The sequence below is a fragment of the Streptomyces sp. NBC_01264 genome (genome assembly GCF_026340675.1).
In the GTDB taxonomy this organism is placed as follows: domain Bacteria; phylum Actinomycetota; class Actinomycetes; order Streptomycetales; family Streptomycetaceae; genus Streptomyces.
In genome coordinates this window covers 1,945,445-1,964,715 of record NZ_JAPEOX010000002.1, presented here as the reverse complement: position 1 = coordinate 1,964,715, position 19,271 = coordinate 1,945,445, and the positions used below count along the sequence as shown (strand labels likewise).

The following is a 19,271-nucleotide window of genomic DNA, read 5'->3' as shown; positions in this document are numbered from 1 at the left end:
ATTTCAGCCGTCCGGCGTTTGAGGACCGGGGGTCTGGGGCGGAGCCCCAGGGGGTCCGGGCGGAGCCCGGGGAACGGTGGAAGGGCGGGTAGGGTACCCAGCCCCACAGGGCACCCCACCCGCACCCGCCCACCGGGCCCCGCGTCGGGACGGCGGTGGCGGCAGCACCGACCGGGCACCGCCGGCCGGAGGCCGGCGCGGCGGTGCGAGCTCCGCGTCAAGAAGGAGTGGGGGCCGCGCTCGGGTGGAGTTGGTCCGCCAGCCAGGTGGGGATGCCGCCCAGGAGGTGGAAGAGGCGGCGGGCCTCCGCGCGGAGGCGGGTGGCCTCCGGTTCCGGTTCGGCTTCGGCCAGGGCCGCCAGGGCGGGTGCCGTGCCGATCAGGAAGCCGAGGTCCTCCCGGATGCGGAGGGATTCCGCGAAGCCCTTGCGGGCTTCGGTGACCTCCCCGTCCCGCAGGGCCAGCGCCGCCAGGTGCCGCCAGGTGAACGAGAGGAGGAGGGTGTCGCCGTGGGCGAGGGCCCCCGCGTGCGCCCGCCGGTAGGCGGGCAGCGCGGAGGAGGGCGCGTCGGCGAGGTGTTCCGCGACCAGGCCCCGCCGGAAGTCGAGGAGGGGCCGGGTGCGGGACCCGGGCGACAGCAGCGCCGCCGCGCGGCCGAGCGCGGAGCGGGCCTCGTCGGCCCGGTCGCGCACGCCCAGTACGGTCGCCGCGTACGCCAGGTGACCGCGTTCGCACGCGGCCGCGCCCCGGTCGTCGTCGTCCTGGGAGACCGCTTCGGCCACCCGCAGCGCGTCCTCCGCCTCGGCCCAGCCCTGGCCCGTGAACAGGCAGCGCTCGACCAGCAGTCCGGTCCGCTGTACGGCGGCTCCGGCGTCGTGCAGGTGCGGCGTCAGCAGGGCCGCCGCGTCGGTCCAACAGCCGCGCGAGCGCAGCCGCCATATCGCCCGCTGGAGGGGGTCGTCTCCCCCGATAGTTCCGGCACTGGACATGGCGGTATCCGCCACATTGCCCTCCCCAAAGCAACCAAGCAGCACGTCGTTGAGCCCTGGGGCGAAATGAGAGCACGGATCGGCGGGTTCGGCCAAGGGGTTGGGTGAACTCTTTCACAAAGTCCGGACGGATCATCAGCCACCCCCGACCGGCCCCCCGGCCGGTCAGGTGGTGGATCTTCTCAGCTCATCCGCAGTGCCAGGAAGAAGTCGAGCTTGTCCTCCAGGCGGGAAAGGTCCCGCGCCGTCAACTGCTCGATTCGCCCGACCCGGTACCTCAGCGTGTTGACGTGGAGGTGCAGCCGCGTCGCGCAGCGGGTCCACGAGCCGTCGCAGTCCAGGAAGGCTTCCAGGGTGGGGATGAGCTCCGCGCGGTGGCGGCGGTCGTAGTCGCGCAGCGGGTCCAGCAGCCGGGCCGTGAAGGCGCGGCGGACGTCGTCCGGGACGAACGGGAGGAGGAGGACGTGCGAGGCGAGCTCGTGGTGGCCGGCCGCGCAGACCCGGCCCGGGCGGGCCGCCGCGACCCGGCGGGCGTGCCGGGCCTCTTCCAGGGCCCCGCGCAGGCCCTCGGCGGAGGACACGGCCGCGCTGACGCCCAGGGTGAGCCGGCCGTCGTCGGCGAGACCGGCCGCCAGGGGGTCCCGTACGGCCGCCAGCAGCGTTTCCGCGTGCAGGGCGGTGTCGGGGCCCTTCTCCTCGCCGGGCTCCCCGGCGGGCGCGGGCAGGGGTACGAGGGCGATCGCCTCGTCCCCGGCGTGCGCGACGGCGATCCGGTCGGACGGTTCCGGTCCGGAGACCGAGGGGTCGACCAGGATCTCCTCGAGGAGCGACTGGGCTACGGGGCCGCCGGCGATGTCGCCGCCGTCCCAGTCCACCCGGGCCACGACGACCTGCCAGTGCGGGGCGGTGCCCAGGCCGGGCAGGAGCACCGGCGCGGCCACCCGCAGGCGGGCGGCGATCTCGGCGGGCGGAGCGCCCGTCTGGACCAGCTCCAGGACCTCCTGGGCCAGGCGGCGGCGCACCGTACGGGCCGCGTCGCGGCGGTCCCGCTCGACGGCGATGAGCTGGGTGACGCCCTGGAGCAGGTCGAGCCGCTCGGCCGGCCAGTCACCGGCGTCGGCCTCGACGGCCAGCAGCCAGTCGGAGAGCACGCTCTCGCGGACGTCCCTGGCCGCCGGACCTGCGGCTCCGCGCCCGTGTCCCCTGATCGGGAAGAGGGAGTACGTAATACCCTGGAGGGAGATCCGGTGCGGACCCCTGCGGCCCGTCCGGACCGCCGCGAGGTGCTCGCTCGCCAGTGCCGCGCAGATGCCCGGCGCCAGCGGCTCGCCCGCCCCGGCGATCTGCCGGCCCGTGGGCGAGAGCACCCAGGCCCGGAGATCGAGGTCCGTGGTGAGCAGATCGAGCACCACATCGGGTCCACCACCGGCCGGACCGGAGGTCATGAGCCGCCGATGGCGGTCCACGACGGCGGCGAGGTCCCCGGCGCGCTCTCCCGACACCTGCCGCACCACGTACTCGGTGATGGTGGCGAATGCAACGTCTTCGTTTACAGCGAACAGCGGGAGACGGTTGCGAAGACACGCCGTGACCAGGTCGTCGGGAATGTCACCCAGCTCGGCCTCGCCGGCCGCCAGCCCGGCCACGCCGGCGCTCGCGAGGATTCGTACGAACGGCTCGGAGTCGGCTGAATTTCGTCTCCATGCCAGGCCAGTGAGGACCAGTTCCCCTCCGGATAGGTATCGGCTGGGATCCCTCAGGTCGGTCGTCATGACCCCGCGGACCGTCCGGTCGAGTTCTTCCTCGCCGCCCAGCAGCCGCAGCCCCAGCGCCTCGGTTTCCAGCAGTGCGCGCAGCCGCATGATGTCGCCGCCGATCTGTCTCGAATGTTGCCGTTGGAAATCGGGCAGGTCGTCGCATCCTGCCTTTCATACGAATCTACAAGACGAGGGAGGTCCCCAGCCAACTCCTTCATGGTTTCGGTGACTGCACCCGGGGGACGCAGGGCCGGTGTACTGAGTCCACACCGCGTTAACAGCACGTGAACGACCAGTCGAGGGCCCAACGGCCTCCTGGCTTGAAGTGAACGACCCGATTAAGAAGAAGAGAGCCGCACATGGACTTCCTTCGCCCCGCCAGCTGGGAGGAGGCGCTCGCCGCTAAGGCCGAGTTCCCCACAGCTGTGCCGATTGCGGGTGGCACCGATGTGATGGTCGAGATCAACTTCGACCACCGTCGGCCGGAGTACCTCCTGGACCTGAACCGCATCGGTCTCCTGCGGGAGTGGGAGGTCGGCGAGGACGTGGTACGTCTGGGCGCCTCCGTCCCGTACACGCAGATCATGGAGAACCTCCGCACGGAGCTTCCGGGACTCGCGCTCGCCTCGCACACGGTCGCGTCCCCGCAGATCCGTAACCGCGGCGGTGTCGGCGGCAACCTCGGTTGCGCCTCGCCGGCCGGCGACTCCCACCCCGCGCTCCTCGCGGCGGGTGCCGAGGTCGAGGTGGAGTCCGTACGCGGATCCCGCCTGATCCCGATCGACGAGTTCTACACCGGCGTCAAGCGCAACGCGCTGGCCGCCGACGAGCTCATCAAGACCGTCCACGTCAAGAAGGCGGACGGCCCCCAGCAGTACTCCAAGGTCGGCTCCCGCAACGCGATGGTCATCGCCGTCTGCGCGTTCGGCCTGGCGCTGCACCCCGAGACCCGCACGGTCCGTACCGGTATCGGTTCGGCCGCGCCGACCCCGATCCGGGCGAAGGCCGCCGAGGAGTTCCTCAACGCCGCGCTCGAAGAGGGTGGCTTCTGGGAGTCCGGCAAGGTCATCACCCCGTCGATCGCCAAGCAGTTCGGTGACCTCGCCTCCGGCGCGGCCAACCCGATCGACGACGTCCGCGGCACGGCGAAGTACCGCCGCCACGCGGTCGGCATCATGGCTCGCCGCCAGCTCGTCTGGACGTGGGAGCAGTACCGCGGTTCGAACAACGGCCGCTCGCTTGAAGGGGCTGCGTAATCATGCGCGTCAATTTCACTGTCAACGGCCGTCAGCAGGAAGCCGACGACGTCTGGGAGGGCGAGTCCCTTCTCTACGTCCTGCGCGAGCGCCTGGGCCTGCCCGGTTCGAAGAACGCCTGTGAGCAGGGCGAGTGCGGTTCCTGCACCGTCCGTCTCGACGGCGTGCCGGTCTGTTCCTGTCTGGTCGCGGCCGGTCAGGTCGAGGGCCGCGACGTCGTGACCGTCGAGGGCCTGGCGGAGTTCGCCAAGCAGCGCGACGAGCACGGCCACGGCGGTGCCTGCGGCACCGGCGGCGGCTGCGGCAGCAAGGGCGGCGTCACCCTGGACGCGGCCAAGCAGTGGCAGGCCAAGCCGGGCGACTCGCAGACCGGCGAGGGCGTCGAGCTCTCCAACATCCAGCAGGCGTTCATCGACGCCGGCGCCGTCCAGTGCGGTTTCTGCACCCCGGGCCTCCTGGTCCAGGCCGACGCGCTGCTGGAGGAGAACCCCTCCCCGTCCGACCAGGACATCCGTGAGTCCCTGTCCGGCAACCTCTGCCGCTGCACGGGCTACGAGAAGATCCTCGACGCGGTCCGCCTCGCGGCCGCCCGTCAGTCTGAGGCGGTCTGACCATGGCCCAGAACACGCGCACGGTCCCGGCGGGTACGCCGACCAACGTCACGCAGAAGCACAACAAGGGCGGCATCGGCGAGTCCACGCTGCGCCCGGACGGCACCCTCAAGGTGACCGGTGAGTTCGCGTACTCCTCGGACATGTGGCACGAGGACATGCTGTGGGGCCAGACCCTGCGCTCCACCGTCGCCCACGCCGAGATCGTCTCCATCGACATCTCCGAGGCCCTGGCGATGCCGGGTGTCTACTCGGTGCTGACGTACGACGACCTGCCGGCCGAGATGAAGAACTACGGCCTCGAGATCCAGGACACCCCGGTTCTCGCCAACGGCCGGGTCCGCCACCACGGTGAGCCGGTCGCCCTCGTGGCCGCCGACCACCCGGAGACCGCCCGCCGCGCGGCCGCCAAGATCAAGATCGACTACCGTGAGCTGCCGCTCGTCACGGACGAGGCCTCCGCCCTCGCCGAGGGCGCGCCGCTGATCCACGAGGGCCGTGACGACCACCACATCGGTCACGTCCCGCACCCGAACATCGTGCACCGCCAGCCGATCATCCGCGGCAACGTGGAAGAGGCCCGCAAGCGCGCCGACGTCATCGTCGAGGGCGAGTACACCTTCGGCATGCAGGACCAGGCCTTCCTCGGCCCGGAGTCCGGTCTGGCCGTACCGTCCGAGGACGGCGGTGTCGAGCTGTACGTCGCCACCCAGTGGCTGCACTCGGACCTCCAGCAGATCGCCCCGGTCCTGGGCCTGCCGCCGGAGAAGGTCCGCATGACGCTCTCGGGCGTCGGCGGCGCGTTCGGTGGCCGCGAAGACATCTCGATGCAGATCCACGCCTGCCTGCTGGCCCTGGCCACGCAGAAGCCGGTCAAGATCGTCTACAACCGCTTCGAGTCCTTCTTCGGCCACGTGCACCGTCACCCGGCGAAGCTGTACTACGAGCACGGCGCCACCAAGGACGGCAAGCTCACGCACATGAAGTGCAAGATCGTCCTGGACGGCGGCGCGTACGCGTCCGCTTCCCCGGCGGTCGTGGGCAACGCCTCCTCGCTCTCGGTCGGTCCGTACGTCCTGGAGGACGTGGACATCGAGGCGATCGCGCTCTACACGAACAACCCGCCCTGTGGCGCGATGCGCGGCTTCGGCGCCGTCCAGGCCTGCTTCGCGTACGAGGCCCAGATGGACAAGCTCGCGGCGAAGCTGGGCATGGACCCGGTCGAGTTCCGCCAGCTCAACGCCATGGAGCAGGGCACGATCATGCCCACCGGCCAGGTCGTGGACGCTCCGGCGCCCGTCGCCGAGCTGCTGCGCCGGGTCAAGGCCCGTCCGCTGCCGCCGGAGCGCCAGTGGGAGTCCGCCGGCGAGAACGCGGACGTCCGCGCGCTGCCCGGTGGTCTGTCGAACACCACCCACGGTGAAGGCGTCGTCCGCGGCGTCGGCTACGCGGTCGGCATCAAGAACGTCGGCTTCTCCGAGGGCTTCGACGACTACTCCACCGCCCGCGTGACCCTCGAGGTCATCAACGGCGAAGCGGTCGCGATGGTCCACACGGCCATGGCGGAGGTCGGCCAGGGCGGCATCACCGTCCACGCGCAGATCGCCCGTACGGAGCTGGGTGTCACGCAGGTGACCATCCACCCGGCCGACACGCAGGTCGGCTCCGCCGGTTCCACGTCCGCCTCGCGGCAGACGTACATGACCGGTGGCGCCGTGAAGAACACCTGTGAGGCCGTCCGCGAGGCGGTCCTGGAGATCGGCCGGCGCAAGAACGGCTCGTACCACCCCGCGTGGGCGACCGCCGAGCTGCTCCTCGAAGGCGGCAAGGTCGTCACCGATGGCGGAGAGGTCCTCGCGGACATCGCCGACATCCTGGAGGGCGAGGACGCGATCGACATCGAGCTCGAGTTCCGCCACGCGGCGACCGAGCCCTTCGACCTGGTCACCGGCCAGGGCAACGGCCACGTCCAGTACACCTTCGCCGCGCACCGCGCGGTCGTCGAGGTGGACACCGAGCTCGGCCTCGTCAAGGTCGTCGAGCTGGCGACCGCCCAGGACGTCGGCAAGGCCCTGAACATGCTCTCCGTGGTCGGCCAGATCCAGGGTGGTACCACCCAGGGCCTGGGCGTCGCGATCATGGAAGAGATCATCGTGGACCCGAAGACCGCGAAGGTGCGCAACCCCTCCTTCACGGACTACCTGATCCCGACCATCCTCGACACCCCGACCATCCCGGTCGACGTCCTGGAGCTCGCCGACCCGAAGGCCCCGTACGGCCTGCGCGGCATGGGCGAGGCCCCGACCCTCTCGTCCACCCCGGCCGTCATCGCGGCGATCCGGGCGGCGACCGGTCTGGAGATCAACAAGACGCCGATCCGTCCGGAACTGCTCACCGGCACTCTCTAGGACGGCGTGGTCCGGGGGCCGCGAGGCCCCCGGACCCCCCCAGATTTCCGGGCGGTGCGGCACGGGAACGTCACACTTCCAGTCGCACCGCCCGGAGCACAGAAGTCCGGAGTCATCAGGACCGCACCGCTCGCGGTCAGTTTTCACCGGCAGTACCCCCGCAGTACCCCCCGGTGCACCGACTACCCCAGGTGACACCAGGAGTACCAGCCGTACCGCAGAACCCTCGCAGTACCCGCAGTACACGCAGTGCACAATTTGCGTCGCCTCGGGCCGTCACCCCGGGTCGTGCAGCCAAACGCGTTTTCCCAAATCCCGTGTCTCCAATCTTTATGCGGGTGCCCCTTTGAACCTTGGGAGTTAGGCACCATGACCCAGTCTTCTGTGGAGCCCAAGACCAGTGCGGAGGAAGCCGGAAACGGCCCTTCGACCCCCGCTGGACAGTCTTGGCTCGACCGTTACTTTCACATCAGCAAGCGCGGATCCAAGGTCGGCAACGAAGTTCGTGGCGGTATCACGACCTTCATGGCCATGGCCTACATCCTCCTGCTGAACCCCCTGCTCCTCTCGGGCGCCGACGTCAACGGCGACAAGATGGCCGCCTCGGCGATCATCACCGCCACGGCGTTCGCCGCGGCCGTCACGACGCTCCTCATGGGCTTCGTCGGCAAGGTCCCGCTCGCGCTCGCCGCCGGCCTCTCCGTGTCCGGCGTGCTGGCCTCGCAGGTGGCCCCCCAGATGACCTGGCCGCAGGCCATGGGCATGTGCGTGGTCTACGGCGTCGTGATCTGTCTCCTGGTCGTCACCGGCCTCCGCGAGATGATCATGAACGCGATACCCCTCGCGCTCAAGCACGCCATCACCATGGGCATCGGCCTCTTCGTCGCCCTGATCGGCTTCGTGAAGGCGGGCTTCGTCGGCAACGGCGGGGAGTTCATGCCCCCCGTCCAGCTCGGCGCGACCGGTGAGCTCTCCGGCTGGCCCGTCCTGCTCTTCGCCATCACCCTGATCGCCATCTTCATGCTCCAGGCCCGCAAGGTGCCCGGCGCGATCCTGATCGGCATCGTCGGTGGCACGGTCCTCGCCGCGATCCTGAACGCCATCGTCGACATCGACCCGAAGGCCTGGAAGAACGGCCCGCCGGAGCTCTCGGGCTCGGCAGTCTCCGCGCCGGACTTCTCGCTCTTCGGTGACGTCTCCTTCGGCGGCTGGGGCGACGTCGGCTACATGACGGTCGGCATGATCGTCTTCACCCTGGTGCTCGCCGGCTTCTTCGACGCGATGGCCACCATCATCGGCGTCGGTACCGAGGCCAAGCTCGCCGACGAGCAGGGCCGCATGCCGGGCCTGTCCAAGGCGCTGTTCATCGACGGTGCCGGTGGCGCCATCGGTGGCATCGCGGGCGGCTCCGGCCAGACCGTGTTCGTCGAGTCCGCCACCGGCGTCGGTGAGGGTGCCCGCACAGGTCTCGCCTCCGTCGTCACCGGCCTCTTCTTCGCCGCTTGCCTCTTCTTCACCCCGATCACGCAGATCGTCCCGGGTGAGGTCGCCTCCGCGGCCCTGGTCGTCATCGGCGCGATGATGATGCAGAACGCCCGCCACGTGGACTGGGCCGACTCCTCGACCTCGATCCCGGTCTTCCTGACCGTCGTGGTCATGCCCTTCACGTACTCGATCACCGCCGGTGTCGCCGCGGGTGTCATCTCCTACGTCGCCATCAAGGTCGCTCAGGGCAAGGCCCGTGAGATCGGCGGCTTCATGTGGGCGCTGACCGGAATCTTCCTGGTCTTCTTCGCGCTCCACCCGATCGAGAGCTGGCTCGGCGTCGGCTGAGCCGACCTGACCAGGTCCGTTCGACCTGATCCGTAGCGCAGGACCGCACCCTCCACGTATCCGATACTGGAAACCGAACCCCTCCGAGGAGGCCCCCATGCTGGACATCGCCGAAGAACTGAACCGGTGGGTCGAGCAGGGACGTGACTTCGCCGTCGCCACGGTCGTGGCGGTCGGCGGGAGCGCACCCCGGCAGCCCGGAGCGGCCCTCGCCGTCGACAGTGACGGCACGGCCATCGGCTCGGTCTCCGGTGGATGCGTGGAGGGTGCGGTGTACGAGCTGTGCCAGCAGGCGCTCGAGGACGGCGAGACCGTCCAGGAGCGCTTCGGCTACAGCGATGACGATGCCTTCGCCGTCGGTCTGACCTGCGGCGGAATCATCGACATCCTGGTGACCCCGGTCCCCGTGGACTCTCCCTCCCGGGAGGTGTTCGCGGCTTCGCTGGCCGCCGCAGCTCGCGGGGAGGCGGCGGCGGTCGCGCGGATCGCCGAAGGCCCGGCCGAGCTCATGGGCCGCGCCGTACTCGTCCGGGGCGAAGGCTCCTACGAGGGCGGGTTCGGTGGTCACCCCGAGCTCGACCGGGCCATCGCCGACGAGGCCCGGGCCATGCTCGACGCCGGCAGGACCGGTGTGCTGGAGATCGGCGCCGACGGCCGCCTCTGCGGAGAGCCGCTCAAGGTGCTGGTCGAGTCCAGTGTCCCGCCGCCCCGGATGGTCGTCTTCGGGGCCATCGACTTCGCCTCCGCCCTGGTGCGGATCGGCAAGTTCCTCGGCTACCGGGTCACGCTGTGTGACGCCCGGCCCGTGTTCGCCACGAAGAAGCGTTTCCCCGAGGCGGACGAGATCGTGGTCGACTGGCCGCACCGCTACCTGGAGGAGCAGTCCTCCGCCGGTGCGATCGACGGCCGGACGGTCCTGTGCGTCCTGACGCACGACGCCAAGTTCGATGTCCCGCTCCTCGAACTGGCCCTCAAACTTCCCGTCGCCTACGTCGGCGCCATGGGCTCCCGCCGCACCCACGAGGACCGCAACAAGCGGCTCCGCGAGGTGGGCGTGACCGAGCTCGAACTGGCCCGGCTGCGTTCCCCGATCGGCCTGGACCTCGGGGCCCGCTCTCCGGAGGAGACCGCGCTGTCCATCGCCGCCGAGATCGTCGCCAACCGGCGCGGCGGCACCGGCGCGGCCCTGACCGGCGCGCACATCCCGATCCACCCGGACGTCACGAACACGGTGATCAGCAGGATCGGGTCCGTCGCTTGAAGAGCTGACGGGCTGTAGCACGGTGTGGAAAGGGCGCGACCCCGCGGGGTCGCGCCCTTTCGCCGTTCGCCCTTATGTAGTGACTGGTCCGCGATGACCGATTAGTCTCCGGATCATGGTGGAGATCTGCGAGGTGCCCGAGGCCGACATCGACCGTGCTCTGGAGCTCGCGTACCTGGTCTTCCACGACCGCCCCGAGGAGGAGGGGCGCGAGCGGCACCGCGAGCTGCTCCGCCCCTGCCTGCGGATCGGGGCCTACGACGGCGACGCGATCGTCGGATTCATGGCCGCGCACGCGTTCCGGCTCTCCGTGCCCGGGGCGGACCTGCCCTGCCCCGGGCTCACCTTCGTCTGCGTCGCCCCCACCCACCGCCGGCGCGGCGTGCTGACCGCCCTGATGGGGGAGATGCTGCGCCGCGCGGGCGCGGCCGGCGCTCCCGTCGCCGCCCTGTGGGCCTCCGAGGCCGCCATCTACGGGCGCTTCGGCTACGGCAGCGCCACCCAGGGCGCCACCATCGAGATCGACACCACCCGGCCGCTGGCCCTGCGCATCGAAGCGGACCGCAGGCCGCTACGGCTGGTCGCCACCGCGGACCCCAAGGACACGGTCGCCGTCGTGGGCCCGTACCACGAGGCGGCCCGCGCGGTCCGGGCCGGGCGGCCCGCCCGCAGCGAGCTGCGCTGGACCGAGGAGTGGCTCACCGAACAGGACGAGGAGGACGAGGAGCTCAGCCCGCCCCGGCTCATCGTCCTGGGGGAGCCGGGCGAACCGATCGCGGGCTACGTCCTCTACCGCACGAAGCCCGAGGAGACCACCGGGGGCGTGCGGACCCCGGGCCTGGTCCGGGTCGACGAGCTGGAGGCCGACACCCCGCAGGCCGCGGCCGCGCTGTGGGAGTGCGTGGCCTCCCTCGACCTCACCGGCCGGGTCACCGCGTGGGGCCGGCCGGCCGACGACCCGCTGCTGCACTTCGCCGCCGACCGGGACCAGGTCCGGGTCACCGCCGTGTTCCCGGCGCTCTGGCTCCGCCTGGTCGACGTGGCGGCGGCGCTGACCGGGCGGTCGTGGGCCGCGCCCGTGGAACTCGTACTGGAACTGACCGACGTACGGCTGCCCGCGAACGCGGGGCGGTTCCTCCTGAAGGCCGGGCCGGACGGGGCGGCGTACGAGCCCGCCGCCGCGGGCCGGGCCCCGGACCTGACCCTGGACGTACGGGAACTCGCGGCCTGCTACCTCGGCGGGACCCGGGCCGTCGAACTGGCCGCGGCCGGCCTGCTGGTGGAGCACGCCCCCGGCGCGGCGGCGGCGCTGGACGCCGGGCTGCGCACGGCACTGCTCCCGCACACGGCGGACGAGTTCTGAGGAACCCGCGGCGGGCAGGACGGTCCCCGCCGCGGATCCGGCTCAGCGGGCGGGCAGGGAGATCCGGGCCGCCGACATGCCGAAGCCGGAGCTCAGGACCCCGGTGGAGATCCCGTCACCCAGGCGGTGCAGGTCCTCCTCGCGGTAACGGACCGTCTTCTCGTGCCAGTTCAGGATTCCGGCCAGCCAGTCCTTCAACTCGCCGACGTACGCGTCGAGTCCGGCCCGGGCCTCGGGGTCCAGCTTCCAGTCCTCGTAGAGCAGGGGCAGTTGGTCCGCGACGATGTGCTCGAACTCCTCGGTGCGCTGGGTCATCAGCGAGTGGCAGATGTGCAGCGCCTCCTCGTAGCCGATGTCGAAGAAGTTGCGGGTGACGAGCACGTAGTTGTGCACCTCGCCCTCGACCTCCACCTCCTTCTGGTACGAGAAGATGTCGTTCATCAGGCACGCGGCGTCGGCGGCCGCGTTCTCCAGGGAGCGGATGGTGCCCGAGGCGTAGATGTCGGCGGGGATGCCCCGGCCCGCCTGGCCCAGCCGGCACAGGTACATCGTGAGGTGCGAGCCGAAGGTGTGCCGCCGCATCTCCGCGTAGTCCACCGGGTCGGGGATGCGGTTCTGGATCTGGTTCTCCACCTCCCACAGCCAGCTGTGCAGCATGTTCACGAGGGTGGCCCGGAACTCGGCCCGGATCTCGGGGGTCATGTCCTTGCTGGTGCGCACCCACAGGTCGCCCAGCGAGCGCTCCATCGCGGTCAGCCCCACCGGCTGCTCCGCGTGGTCCACCGGGATCATGGCGACGAGCCGTGCGGTGGTGGCCTTGGCGGCGGGGAGGTTCTTGGACTGGGCGAAGACCACCGGGTAGTAGTCGTCCCCGTACGTGCCCCAGGTCAGCCAGCAGGCGTTGAGGGTCAGGGCCTCGGGGGTGGCGTCGGGGTCGATGCCCGCGGAGCAGAGCGCGAAGTCGTAGCCGCGCAGCTTCGCCTCGTTCCAGATCGCCGAGCCGGGGTCGCCGGGCTGCGGATCGATCATGCCCATCTCCCTGGCCCAGGCGACGGACTCCTCGCGGGCGCGGGCGTGGTGGGGGCTGAGGGTGAGCGGGAACGGCATGTAGACGTCGGGGACGATCGACGGGCCGGTGCGCTCGAAGGGGACGTGGGTGAAGGAGCGCCGGCGCAGTTCCAGGGCGCGGGGGGCGAGGATGGAGCGGAGGTCGAGTGCGGTGGTGCCGAGGCCCGAGGGCATGAACGGGAGGGTGAGCGGGGCGGTGGCCCGGGCCTCCTTGTTCATGTAGCGGCTGGAGACCATGTGCCACTCGTGGCCGCCGGACTGCCAGTCCTGGAGCCCCTTGGCGTAGGCGAGGACGGCGGCGATCTCCGCCGGGTTCATGGCGTGGTCGGCGAAGAGCTGGGGGAGTTCGGCGAGGGCGGTCTGCTCGAACTGGTGGAGCCGGGAGGTGAGGAGGTCGTTGGAGGCCTCGGCGGCCTCCTGGGTGGTGCAGCCGAGGAAGGTCTCCAGCACCAGGATGGCGTTGGAGAGTTCGCCCTCCTCGGAGACCTCGCGCTGGTAGGAGAAGATGTCGTTCCTGATGTGCACGGCGTCGGAGAAGGAATCGCGCAGCACGCCGAGGGGGCGGGAGTGCGCGACGCGGGCCGGAACCTCCGCGGACACGTACTCGATGAGCCCGGCCGACCAGGGCGCCCCGCCGACCTTGCGGCGCATCTCGATGTATTCGAGGGGGTTGGAGACCCGCCCGATGTTGATGTTGGCGAGTTCCCACATCGACTCGTCGAGCAGGTTCTTGGTGGACAGGGAGAACCGTTCCCGCCAGGCCATCGACATGGCCGGGACGGTACGGGCCCACAGGTCGGCGAGTCCGGCCTCGACGGGGTTGGTCGCCTCGGGGAACCCGTCTGCCAGGTCCATCGGCATGAAGGCGCCGAGCCGGTCGAGGTAGGCCTTGGCGCCCGCGCGGTCCTGGGAGCGCTTGAACATCTCCAGGAAGTGGTCGTCGAAGAAGAACACCCACACGTACCAGTCGGTGACCAGCGACAGCGCCTCGCTGTCGCAGTCGGGGTGGGTGTACGAGCAGAGCAGGGCGTAGTCGTGCGAGTCGAGGTCGCTCTCCTCCCAGACGCCGGAACCTTCCAGCATCCCGAAGTCGCGGGCCCACGTCTTGGTGTGGACCCTGGCGTCCTCCAGGTGGGGGTTCAGTCGCGCCGGATAAGGCACATAGAAATCCGGCAGTTGAAACGGCTGCGTCACGGCAGGGTGGGCCTTTCATCTGACTGTCTCGCTGGTTCCTCACGAGATCAGCAGGGCACTACCCGTGTTGCCGGTGGGATAAGGGGGAGTTCACTTCATCAGGTGACGTGTGCGCCGTTCTGCGACCGGTGGGGCCGGTGACCGGTAGAGGGAAGGGAGAGGCGCGGCCGGGGAGGTCGTGCCCTCCCCGGCGCGGGGCTCAGGCCCCGGCGGACTTCCGCTCGTCGAACGCCGGGTAGAACTTGCGCAGCAGGCCGAAGGTCTCGGGGAAGTCGAGCTGGCCCGGGGCCGAGCTGGCGCCGAAGAAGGAGTACGTGATCCGCGACCCGAGGGCCGGGAAGAAGACGCGCGAGACCGCTCCGGCCTCGCCCATGGCGATCACGATCAGCCGGGTGTCCTCGGCTCCGGCGCGCAGTAGGAGCGAGGCCAGCCGCCGGACGTCGTCCTCGGACCGCACCATGGTGGACACCTTGACCACGTCGGCGCCGGCGCTCTTCGCGTCGTCGATGACGGTCTGGAGTTCCTCGGTGGCCGGGGTGAATTCGAAATTGTGATAGGAGACGAGCGCCACGGTGTCGTGCCGGTGGGCGGCCTCGATCACCTCGGACAGGATTTCCCCGGAGGAGAGCTCGATGTCCACGGCCTGGACCTGAGGGGCGAGCGCCCGGAACAGTTCGAGTCGCCGCGCCTCCGTGCCCTTCCAGTCGCCGCCCTCGTGGGCCGAGCGGATGGTGGCCAGTACGGGCAGGGCCTTGAACGCGTCCACCTGCGCCAGGACGTGCGCCGTGTCGGTCGCCGCGTACCGGTCGACGCGCAGTTCGGCCACGTCGACGCCGGCGCTCTTCGCGGCGTGCGCGCGCGGCTCGGTCTCGCTGTCGTCGAAGCTGACGGCCACCAGCGGAATCCCGCCGTCGAGAAGCGCCCGCAGTGAATTCATTTCTTGGTCACAGCCTTTTCGATTCCGATATCCGACGCGCAGTGCAAAGGTGAACGGGGCGGATTATACGTGGAATCGTTAAGGGGGAGGGTGGCCGCCCACCCCTTGGCCGGAAGGATGCCCGGCGCGCCCAAGGTGCTGGTGTCGCACCCCGACATGCTTGTCCGATTGTTCTAGGTTTGGCCCATCAGTTCATACTTTCGAGTTCCGGGAGAGAGACTCATGGCGATCGACCTCGACAAGGTGCTGGACAAGGCGTGGGCCGACAAGCCGCTCGCGGAGGTGCTCGCGGCGCCGGTGGCCGCGCTCAAGGGCGTCACCGACAAGGACGGCGAGCTGCTGCTCGAAGCCTTCGGCGTGAAGACCGTCGCCGATTTCGGCCAGCTGAAGTACGCGCGCTGGGCCCAGGCGCTGGTGGCGCTGAACCAGACCACGAAGTAGCGGACCGGCGGGGCGCACCGGCTACCCGGCGGGCCTCAGGTCCCCGTCGGGATGGGCCGCGCGCCAGGCCTTGATGGACAGGTCCCACTCGTCGCCCGTCAGGGCGGTGAGGGACGCGGGGAAGAGGCCGTCCTCCTCCTTCGCGATGTGGTGGCGGAGCTCCTCCACCGCCCGGCGCAGGGCCGCGGCGTCCGCGGGGTCCGCCAGATCGGCGCCGGCGAGGAGCGCCGCCAGTTCGCGGTGCTCCTCGACCAGTGCCGCGATGTACGGGGCGTACTCCGGGTCCTGCTCCATGACGGTGAACAGGCCGTCCTCCTCGCCCTTCCAGTGGGCGAGCAGGACGGCCGTCATCTCCGTGACGAGGGCACGCGCCCTCGGGAGGTCCCCCGCGTCCAGGGCGCGCAGCGCGTCGCCCGCCGCGTCGGTCACCGCCTCGTGCTCGGCGATGAACTCCTTGATCAGGGGGATCTCACGGCAGCCGCAGTAGTGGCACATGCGGCCAGTCTGGTCCAGCCGGTGTCCGGCTAGTCGCTTTCGCCTTCGAGGTTGCCCTCCGTGTCCAGGTACACCTGGCGCAGCGCCTCCAGGACCTGCGGGTCCGGCTTCTCCCACATGCCGCGGGACTCGGCCTCCAGCAGCCGCTCCGCGATCCCGTGCAGGGCCCAGGGGTTGGCCTCCTCCAGGAAGGCGCGGTTCTCCGGGTCCAGGACGTACGTCTCGGTCAGCTTGTCGTACATCCAGTCGGCCACCACCCCGGTCGTGGCGTCGTAGCCGAAGAGGTAGTCGACCGTGGCCGCCAGCTCGAAGGCCCCCTTGTACCCGTGGCGGCGCATCGCCTCGATCCACTTCGGGTTCACGACGCGGGCACGGAAGACGCGGGAGGTCTCCTCGACCAGCGTGCGCGTCTTGACCGTCTCGGGCCGGGTCGAGTCCCCGATGTACGCCTCGGGGGCCGTGCCGCGCAGGGCGCGGACGGTGGCCACCATGCCGCCGTGGTACTGGAAGTAGTCGTCGGAGTCGGCGATGTCGTGCTCACGGGTGTCGGTGTTCTTCGCCGCGACCGTGATCCGCTTGTAGGCGGTCTCCATCTCCTCGCGCGCCGCGCGCCCTTCCAGGCCCCGGCCGTACGCGTACCCGCCCCACACCGTGTAGACCTCCGCGAGGTCGGCGTCGGTGCGCCAGTCGCGGGAGTCGATCAGCTGCAGGATGCCCGCGCCGTACGTGCCCGGGCGCGAGCCGAAGATGCGGGTGGTGGCCCGCCGCTCGTCCCCGTGCACCGCAAGGTCGGCCTGCGCGTGGGCCCGTACGAAGTTGTCCTCGGCGGGCTCCTCCAGCGAGGCCGCCAGCCGTACCGCGTCGTCCAGCAGGCCGATGACGTGCGGGAACGCGTCACGGAAGAAGCCCGAGATGCGCAGGGTCACGTCGATGCGCGGACGGCCGAGCTCCGCGAGCGGGATCGGCTCCAGGCCGGTGACGCGGCGCGAGGCCTCGTCCCAGACCGGGCGGACACCGAGCAGCGCCATGGCCTCGGCCACGTCGTCGCCCGAGGTGCGCATCGCGCTCGTGCCCCACAGGGACAGGCCGACGGAGGCGGGCCATTCGCCGTTGTCCGTGCGGTAGCGGGTCAGCAGGGAGTCGGCGAGCGCCTGACCGGTCTCCCACGCCAGGCGCGAGGGGACGGCCTTCGGGTCCACCGAGTAGAAGTTGCGGCCGGTCGGCAGCACGTTGACCAGACCGCGCAGCGGGGAGCCGGACGGGCCCGCCGGCACGAACGCGCCGTCCAGGGCGCTGACCACGTGGGCGATCTCGTCGGTGGTTCCGGCCAGGCGCGGCACGACCTCGCGGGCCGCGAAGTCCAGTACGGCCGCCACGTCCGCCGAGTGCCCGGCGGCGACCGAAGCCACCGCCTCCGGGACCCAGTTCGCGTCCTCCATCGCCTGGACCAGCGCGCGGGCCGTCTCCTCCGCCTCGTCGGCGCTGGTGCGGGTGGCCGCGGACTCGTCGAGGCCGAGCGCTTCGCGCAGACCCGGCAGGGCCGTCGTACCGCCCCAGATCTGGCGGGCGCGCAGGATCGCGAGGACCAGGTTGACGCGGGCGTCGCCGGTCGGGGCGCCGCCCAGGACGTGCAGACCGTCGCGGATCTGGGCGTCCTTGATCTCGCACAGCCAGCCGTCGACGTGCAGCAGGAAGTCGTCGAAGCCGTCGTCGTCGGGGCGCTGCTCCAGACCCAGGTCGTGGTCCAGCTTCGCGGCCTGGATCAGGGTCCAGATCTGGGCGCGGATGGCCGGCAGCTTCGCCGGGTCCATCGCGGAGATCTGGGCGTACTCGTCGAGGTGCTGCTCCAGGCGCGCGATGTCCCCGTACGACTCCGCGCGCGCCATCGGCGGCACCAGGTGGTCGACCAGGGTGGCGTGCACCCGGCGCTTGGCCTGGGTGCCCTCGCCCGGGTCGTTGACCAGGAACGGGTAGATGAGGGGCAGGTCGCCGAGCGCGGCGTCGGGGGCGCAGGACGCCGACAGGCCGGCGTTCTTGCCCGGCAGCCACTCCAGGTTGCCGTGCTTGCCCAGGTGGATCATCGCGTCGGCGCCGAAACCGCCGTCCTCGGCGCGGGCCTGGATCCAGCGGTACGCGGCCAGGTAGTGGTGCGACGGCGGCAGGTCCGGGTCGTGGTAGATCGCGATCGGGTTCTCACCGAAGCCGCGCGGCGGCTGGATGAGGATGAGGAGGTTGCCGCGGCGCAGGGCGGCCAGCACGATGTCGCCCTCGGGGTTCGACGAGCGGTCCACGAACATGTTGCCCGGGGCCTCGCCCCAGTGCTGCTCCACGCTCGCGCGCAGATCGGCCGGGAGCTCGGCGAACCAGCGCTTGTAGTCGGCCGCCGGGATCCGGACCGGGTTGCGGGCGAGCTGCTCCTCGGTGAGCCAGTCCTGGTCGTGGCCGCCGGCCTCGATCAGGGCGCGGATCAGCTCGTCGCCGTCACCGGAGACCAGGCCCGGGACGTCCTCGACGGGGCCGAAGTCGTACCCGCCCGCGATGAGCGTGCGCAGCAGCTCCACGGCGCTGGCCGGGGTGTCCAGGCCGACCGCATTGCCGATGCGGGAGTGCTTGGTGGGGTACGCGGAGAGGACCAGGGCGATCTTCTTGTCGCGGCGCTCGATGTGGCGCAGGCGTGCGTGGCGCACGGCGATGCCGGCCACGCGGGCGGCCCGCTCGGGGTCGGCCACGTAGGCGGGCAGGCCGTCCTCGTCCAGCTCCTTGAAGGAGAAGGGGACGGTGATCAGGCGGCCGTCGAACTCCGGGACGGCGACCTGGGTGGCGGCGTCGAGGGGGGACAGGCCCTCGTCGTTCTCCTCCCAGGCGGAGCGGGAGCCGGTCAGGCACAGGGCCTGCAGGATCGGCACGCCGAGGGCGGCCAGGGCGCCGGCGTCCCAGGACTCGTCGTCACCGCCGGCGGAGGCGGTGGCGGGCTTCGTGCCGCCGGCGGCCAGGACCGTGGTGACGATCGCGTCGGCGGACGCGAGCTGCGCGATCAGCTCCGGCTCCGGGGAGCGGAGGGAGGAGACGTAGAGGGGGAGCGCCTGGGCGCCGTGGGCCTCGATCGCCTCGGAGAGGGTGTGCACGAAGGCGGTGTTGCCGCTCATCTGGTGCGCGCGGTAGTAGAGCACCGCGATCCGGGGGCCTTCGGTGCGCTGCGCGGTGCGCTCCAGCGGGCCCCACGTGGGGGAGGCCGCCGGGGGCTCGAAACCGTGGCCGGTCAGCAGCACGGTGTCGGAGAGGAAGCGCGCGAGCTGGTCCAGGTTGGCCGGGCCGCCGTGGGCGAGGTAGCCGTGCGCCTCGGCGGCGATGCCGATCGGGACGGTCGAGGCTTCCATCAGCTGGGCGTCGGGGGCCTGTTCGCCGGTCAGGACGACCACCGGGCGGGTCTGGCCGGGGGCCAGGAGCAGGTCGAGGCCCTCCTGCCAGGCGCGCAGGCCGCCGAGGAGGCGTACGACGACCAGGGTGACGCCGTCGAGGAGACCGGGGAGGTCGTCCAGGGGAAGGCGGGAGGGGTTGGCGAACCGGTACGGGACGGGAGCGTCCCCCGCGTTCGCCGCGCGGGCGCTGAGCAGATCGGTGTCGGACGTCGACAGCAGCAGGATCATGCGGCGGCAGGC

Annotated in this window: 13 protein-coding genes; 7 read left to right on the top strand and 6 right to left on the bottom strand. The window is 71.0% G+C overall.

What is annotated here, in order from left to right; translation table 11 throughout:
* Positions 1 to 217: 217 nt before the first annotated feature.
* Positions 218 to 988, bottom strand: a complete 771-nt coding sequence (locus OG435_RS41875) for a hypothetical protein (RefSeq protein ID WP_266885525.1) — start codon at positions 986 to 988, stop codon at positions 218 to 220.
* 182 nt (positions 989 to 1,170) lie between these two features.
* Positions 1,171 to 2,850 carry a PucR family transcriptional regulator gene (locus OG435_RS41870; protein ID WP_266885523.1) on the bottom strand — a complete coding sequence of 560 codons (1,680 nt, stop codon included), beginning with the start codon at positions 2,848 to 2,850 and terminating at the stop codon, positions 1,171 to 1,173.
* 254 nt (positions 2,851 to 3,104) lie between these two features.
* Between OG435_RS41870 and OG435_RS41865 the strand changes: the two genes are divergently transcribed.
* From OG435_RS41865 to OG435_RS41840, 6 genes are all read left to right on the top strand, one after another.
* Positions 3,105 to 4,001, top strand: coding sequence for an FAD binding domain-containing protein (locus OG435_RS41865; protein ID WP_250744166.1), 897 nt, complete (start codon positions 3,105 to 3,107; stop codon positions 3,999 to 4,001).
* A gap of 2 nt (positions 4,002 to 4,003) precedes the next feature.
* The gene (locus tag OG435_RS41860) at positions 4,004 to 4,612 is read left to right on the top strand and encodes a (2Fe-2S)-binding protein (RefSeq protein ID WP_250744167.1); all 609 of its coding nucleotides are present in this window, start codon (positions 4,004 to 4,006) and stop codon (positions 4,610 to 4,612) included.
* 2 nt (positions 4,613 to 4,614) lie between these two features.
* Positions 4,615 to 7,020, top strand: coding sequence for a xanthine dehydrogenase family protein molybdopterin-binding subunit (locus OG435_RS41855; protein WP_266885520.1), 2,406 nt, complete (start codon positions 4,615 to 4,617; stop codon positions 7,018 to 7,020).
* A gap of 369 nt (positions 7,021 to 7,389) precedes the next feature.
* A complete protein-coding gene (locus OG435_RS41850) occupies positions 7,390 to 8,853 on the top strand; it encodes an NCS2 family permease (RefSeq protein ID WP_266885518.1) in 1,464 nt (487 codons plus the stop codon).
* A gap of 97 nt (positions 8,854 to 8,950) precedes the next feature.
* The gene (locus OG435_RS41845; protein WP_266885516.1) at positions 8,951 to 10,114 is read left to right on the top strand and encodes an XdhC family protein; all 1,164 of its coding nucleotides are present in this window, start codon (positions 8,951 to 8,953) and stop codon (positions 10,112 to 10,114) included.
* A gap of 115 nt (positions 10,115 to 10,229) precedes the next feature.
* A complete protein-coding gene (locus tag OG435_RS41840; protein WP_266885514.1) occupies positions 10,230 to 11,477 on the top strand; it encodes a GNAT family N-acetyltransferase in 1,248 nt (415 codons plus the stop codon).
* Between the two features lie 42 nt (positions 11,478 to 11,519).
* Here the strand turns inward: OG435_RS41840 and OG435_RS41835 are convergent, their stop codons facing one another.
* On the bottom strand, positions 11,520 to 13,739 hold the full coding sequence (locus OG435_RS41835) for a terpene synthase family protein (RefSeq protein WP_266885512.1): 2,220 nt from the start codon (positions 13,737 to 13,739) through the stop codon (positions 11,520 to 11,522).
* 199 nt (positions 13,740 to 13,938) lie between these two features.
* Positions 13,939 to 14,676: a type I 3-dehydroquinate dehydratase gene (gene aroD / locus OG435_RS41830; RefSeq protein ID WP_266885510.1), complete on the bottom strand. Its 738-nt coding sequence runs from the start codon at positions 14,674 to 14,676 to the stop codon at positions 13,939 to 13,941.
* 222 nt (positions 14,677 to 14,898) lie between these two features.
* On the opposite strand from aroD, the gene OG435_RS41825 reads away from it, so the two are divergent.
* Positions 14,899 to 15,117 (top strand): hypothetical protein, encoded by a 219-nt coding sequence (locus tag OG435_RS41825; protein ID WP_243338778.1) that lies wholly within the window; start codon positions 14,899 to 14,901, stop codon positions 15,115 to 15,117.
* A 21-nt stretch (positions 15,118 to 15,138) separates the two neighbouring features.
* Here the strand turns inward: OG435_RS41825 and OG435_RS41820 are convergent, their stop codons facing one another.
* The gene (locus OG435_RS41820) at positions 15,139 to 15,612 is read right to left on the bottom strand and encodes a hemerythrin domain-containing protein (RefSeq protein WP_266885507.1); all 474 of its coding nucleotides are present in this window, start codon (positions 15,610 to 15,612) and stop codon (positions 15,139 to 15,141) included.
* 29 nt (positions 15,613 to 15,641) lie between these two features.
* On the bottom strand, positions 15,642 to 19,259 hold the full coding sequence (gene cobN / locus OG435_RS41815; protein WP_266885505.1) for a cobaltochelatase subunit CobN: 3,618 nt from the start codon (positions 19,257 to 19,259) through the stop codon (positions 15,642 to 15,644).
* Positions 19,260 to 19,271: the final 12 nt, after the last annotated feature.

Excerpts from the sequence above, each read along its gene's own strand:
- OG435_RS41875 (WP_266885525.1), bottom strand. The coding sequence starts at position 988 with ATGTCCAGTGCCGGAACTATCGGGGGAGACGACCCCCTCCAGCGGGCG.
- OG435_RS41870 (WP_266885523.1), bottom strand. The coding sequence starts at position 2,850 with ATGCGGCTGCGCGCACTGCTGGAAACCGAGGCGCTGGGGCTGCGGCTG.
- OG435_RS41865 (WP_250744166.1), top strand. The coding sequence starts at position 3,105 with ATGGACTTCCTTCGCCCCGCCAGCTGGGAGGAGGCGCTCGCCGCTAAG.
- OG435_RS41860 (WP_250744167.1), top strand. The coding sequence starts at position 4,004 with ATGCGCGTCAATTTCACTGTCAACGGCCGTCAGCAGGAAGCCGACGAC.
- OG435_RS41855 (WP_266885520.1), top strand. The coding sequence starts at position 4,615 with ATGGCCCAGAACACGCGCACGGTCCCGGCGGGTACGCCGACCAACGTC.
- OG435_RS41850 (WP_266885518.1), top strand. The coding sequence starts at position 7,390 with ATGACCCAGTCTTCTGTGGAGCCCAAGACCAGTGCGGAGGAAGCCGGA.
- OG435_RS41845 (WP_266885516.1), top strand. The coding sequence starts at position 8,951 with ATGCTGGACATCGCCGAAGAACTGAACCGGTGGGTCGAGCAGGGACGT.
- OG435_RS41840 (WP_266885514.1), top strand. The coding sequence starts at position 10,230 with ATGGTGGAGATCTGCGAGGTGCCCGAGGCCGACATCGACCGTGCTCTG.
- aroD (WP_266885510.1), bottom strand. The coding sequence starts at position 14,676 with ATGAATTCACTGCGGGCGCTTCTCGACGGCGGGATTCCGCTGGTGGCC.
- OG435_RS41825 (WP_243338778.1), top strand. The coding sequence starts at position 14,899 with ATGGCGATCGACCTCGACAAGGTGCTGGACAAGGCGTGGGCCGACAAG.
- OG435_RS41820 (WP_266885507.1), bottom strand. The coding sequence starts at position 15,612 with ATGTGCCACTACTGCGGCTGCCGTGAGATCCCCCTGATCAAGGAGTTC.
- cobN (WP_266885505.1), bottom strand. The coding sequence starts at position 19,259 with ATGATCCTGCTGCTGTCGACGTCCGACACCGATCTGCTCAGCGCCCGC.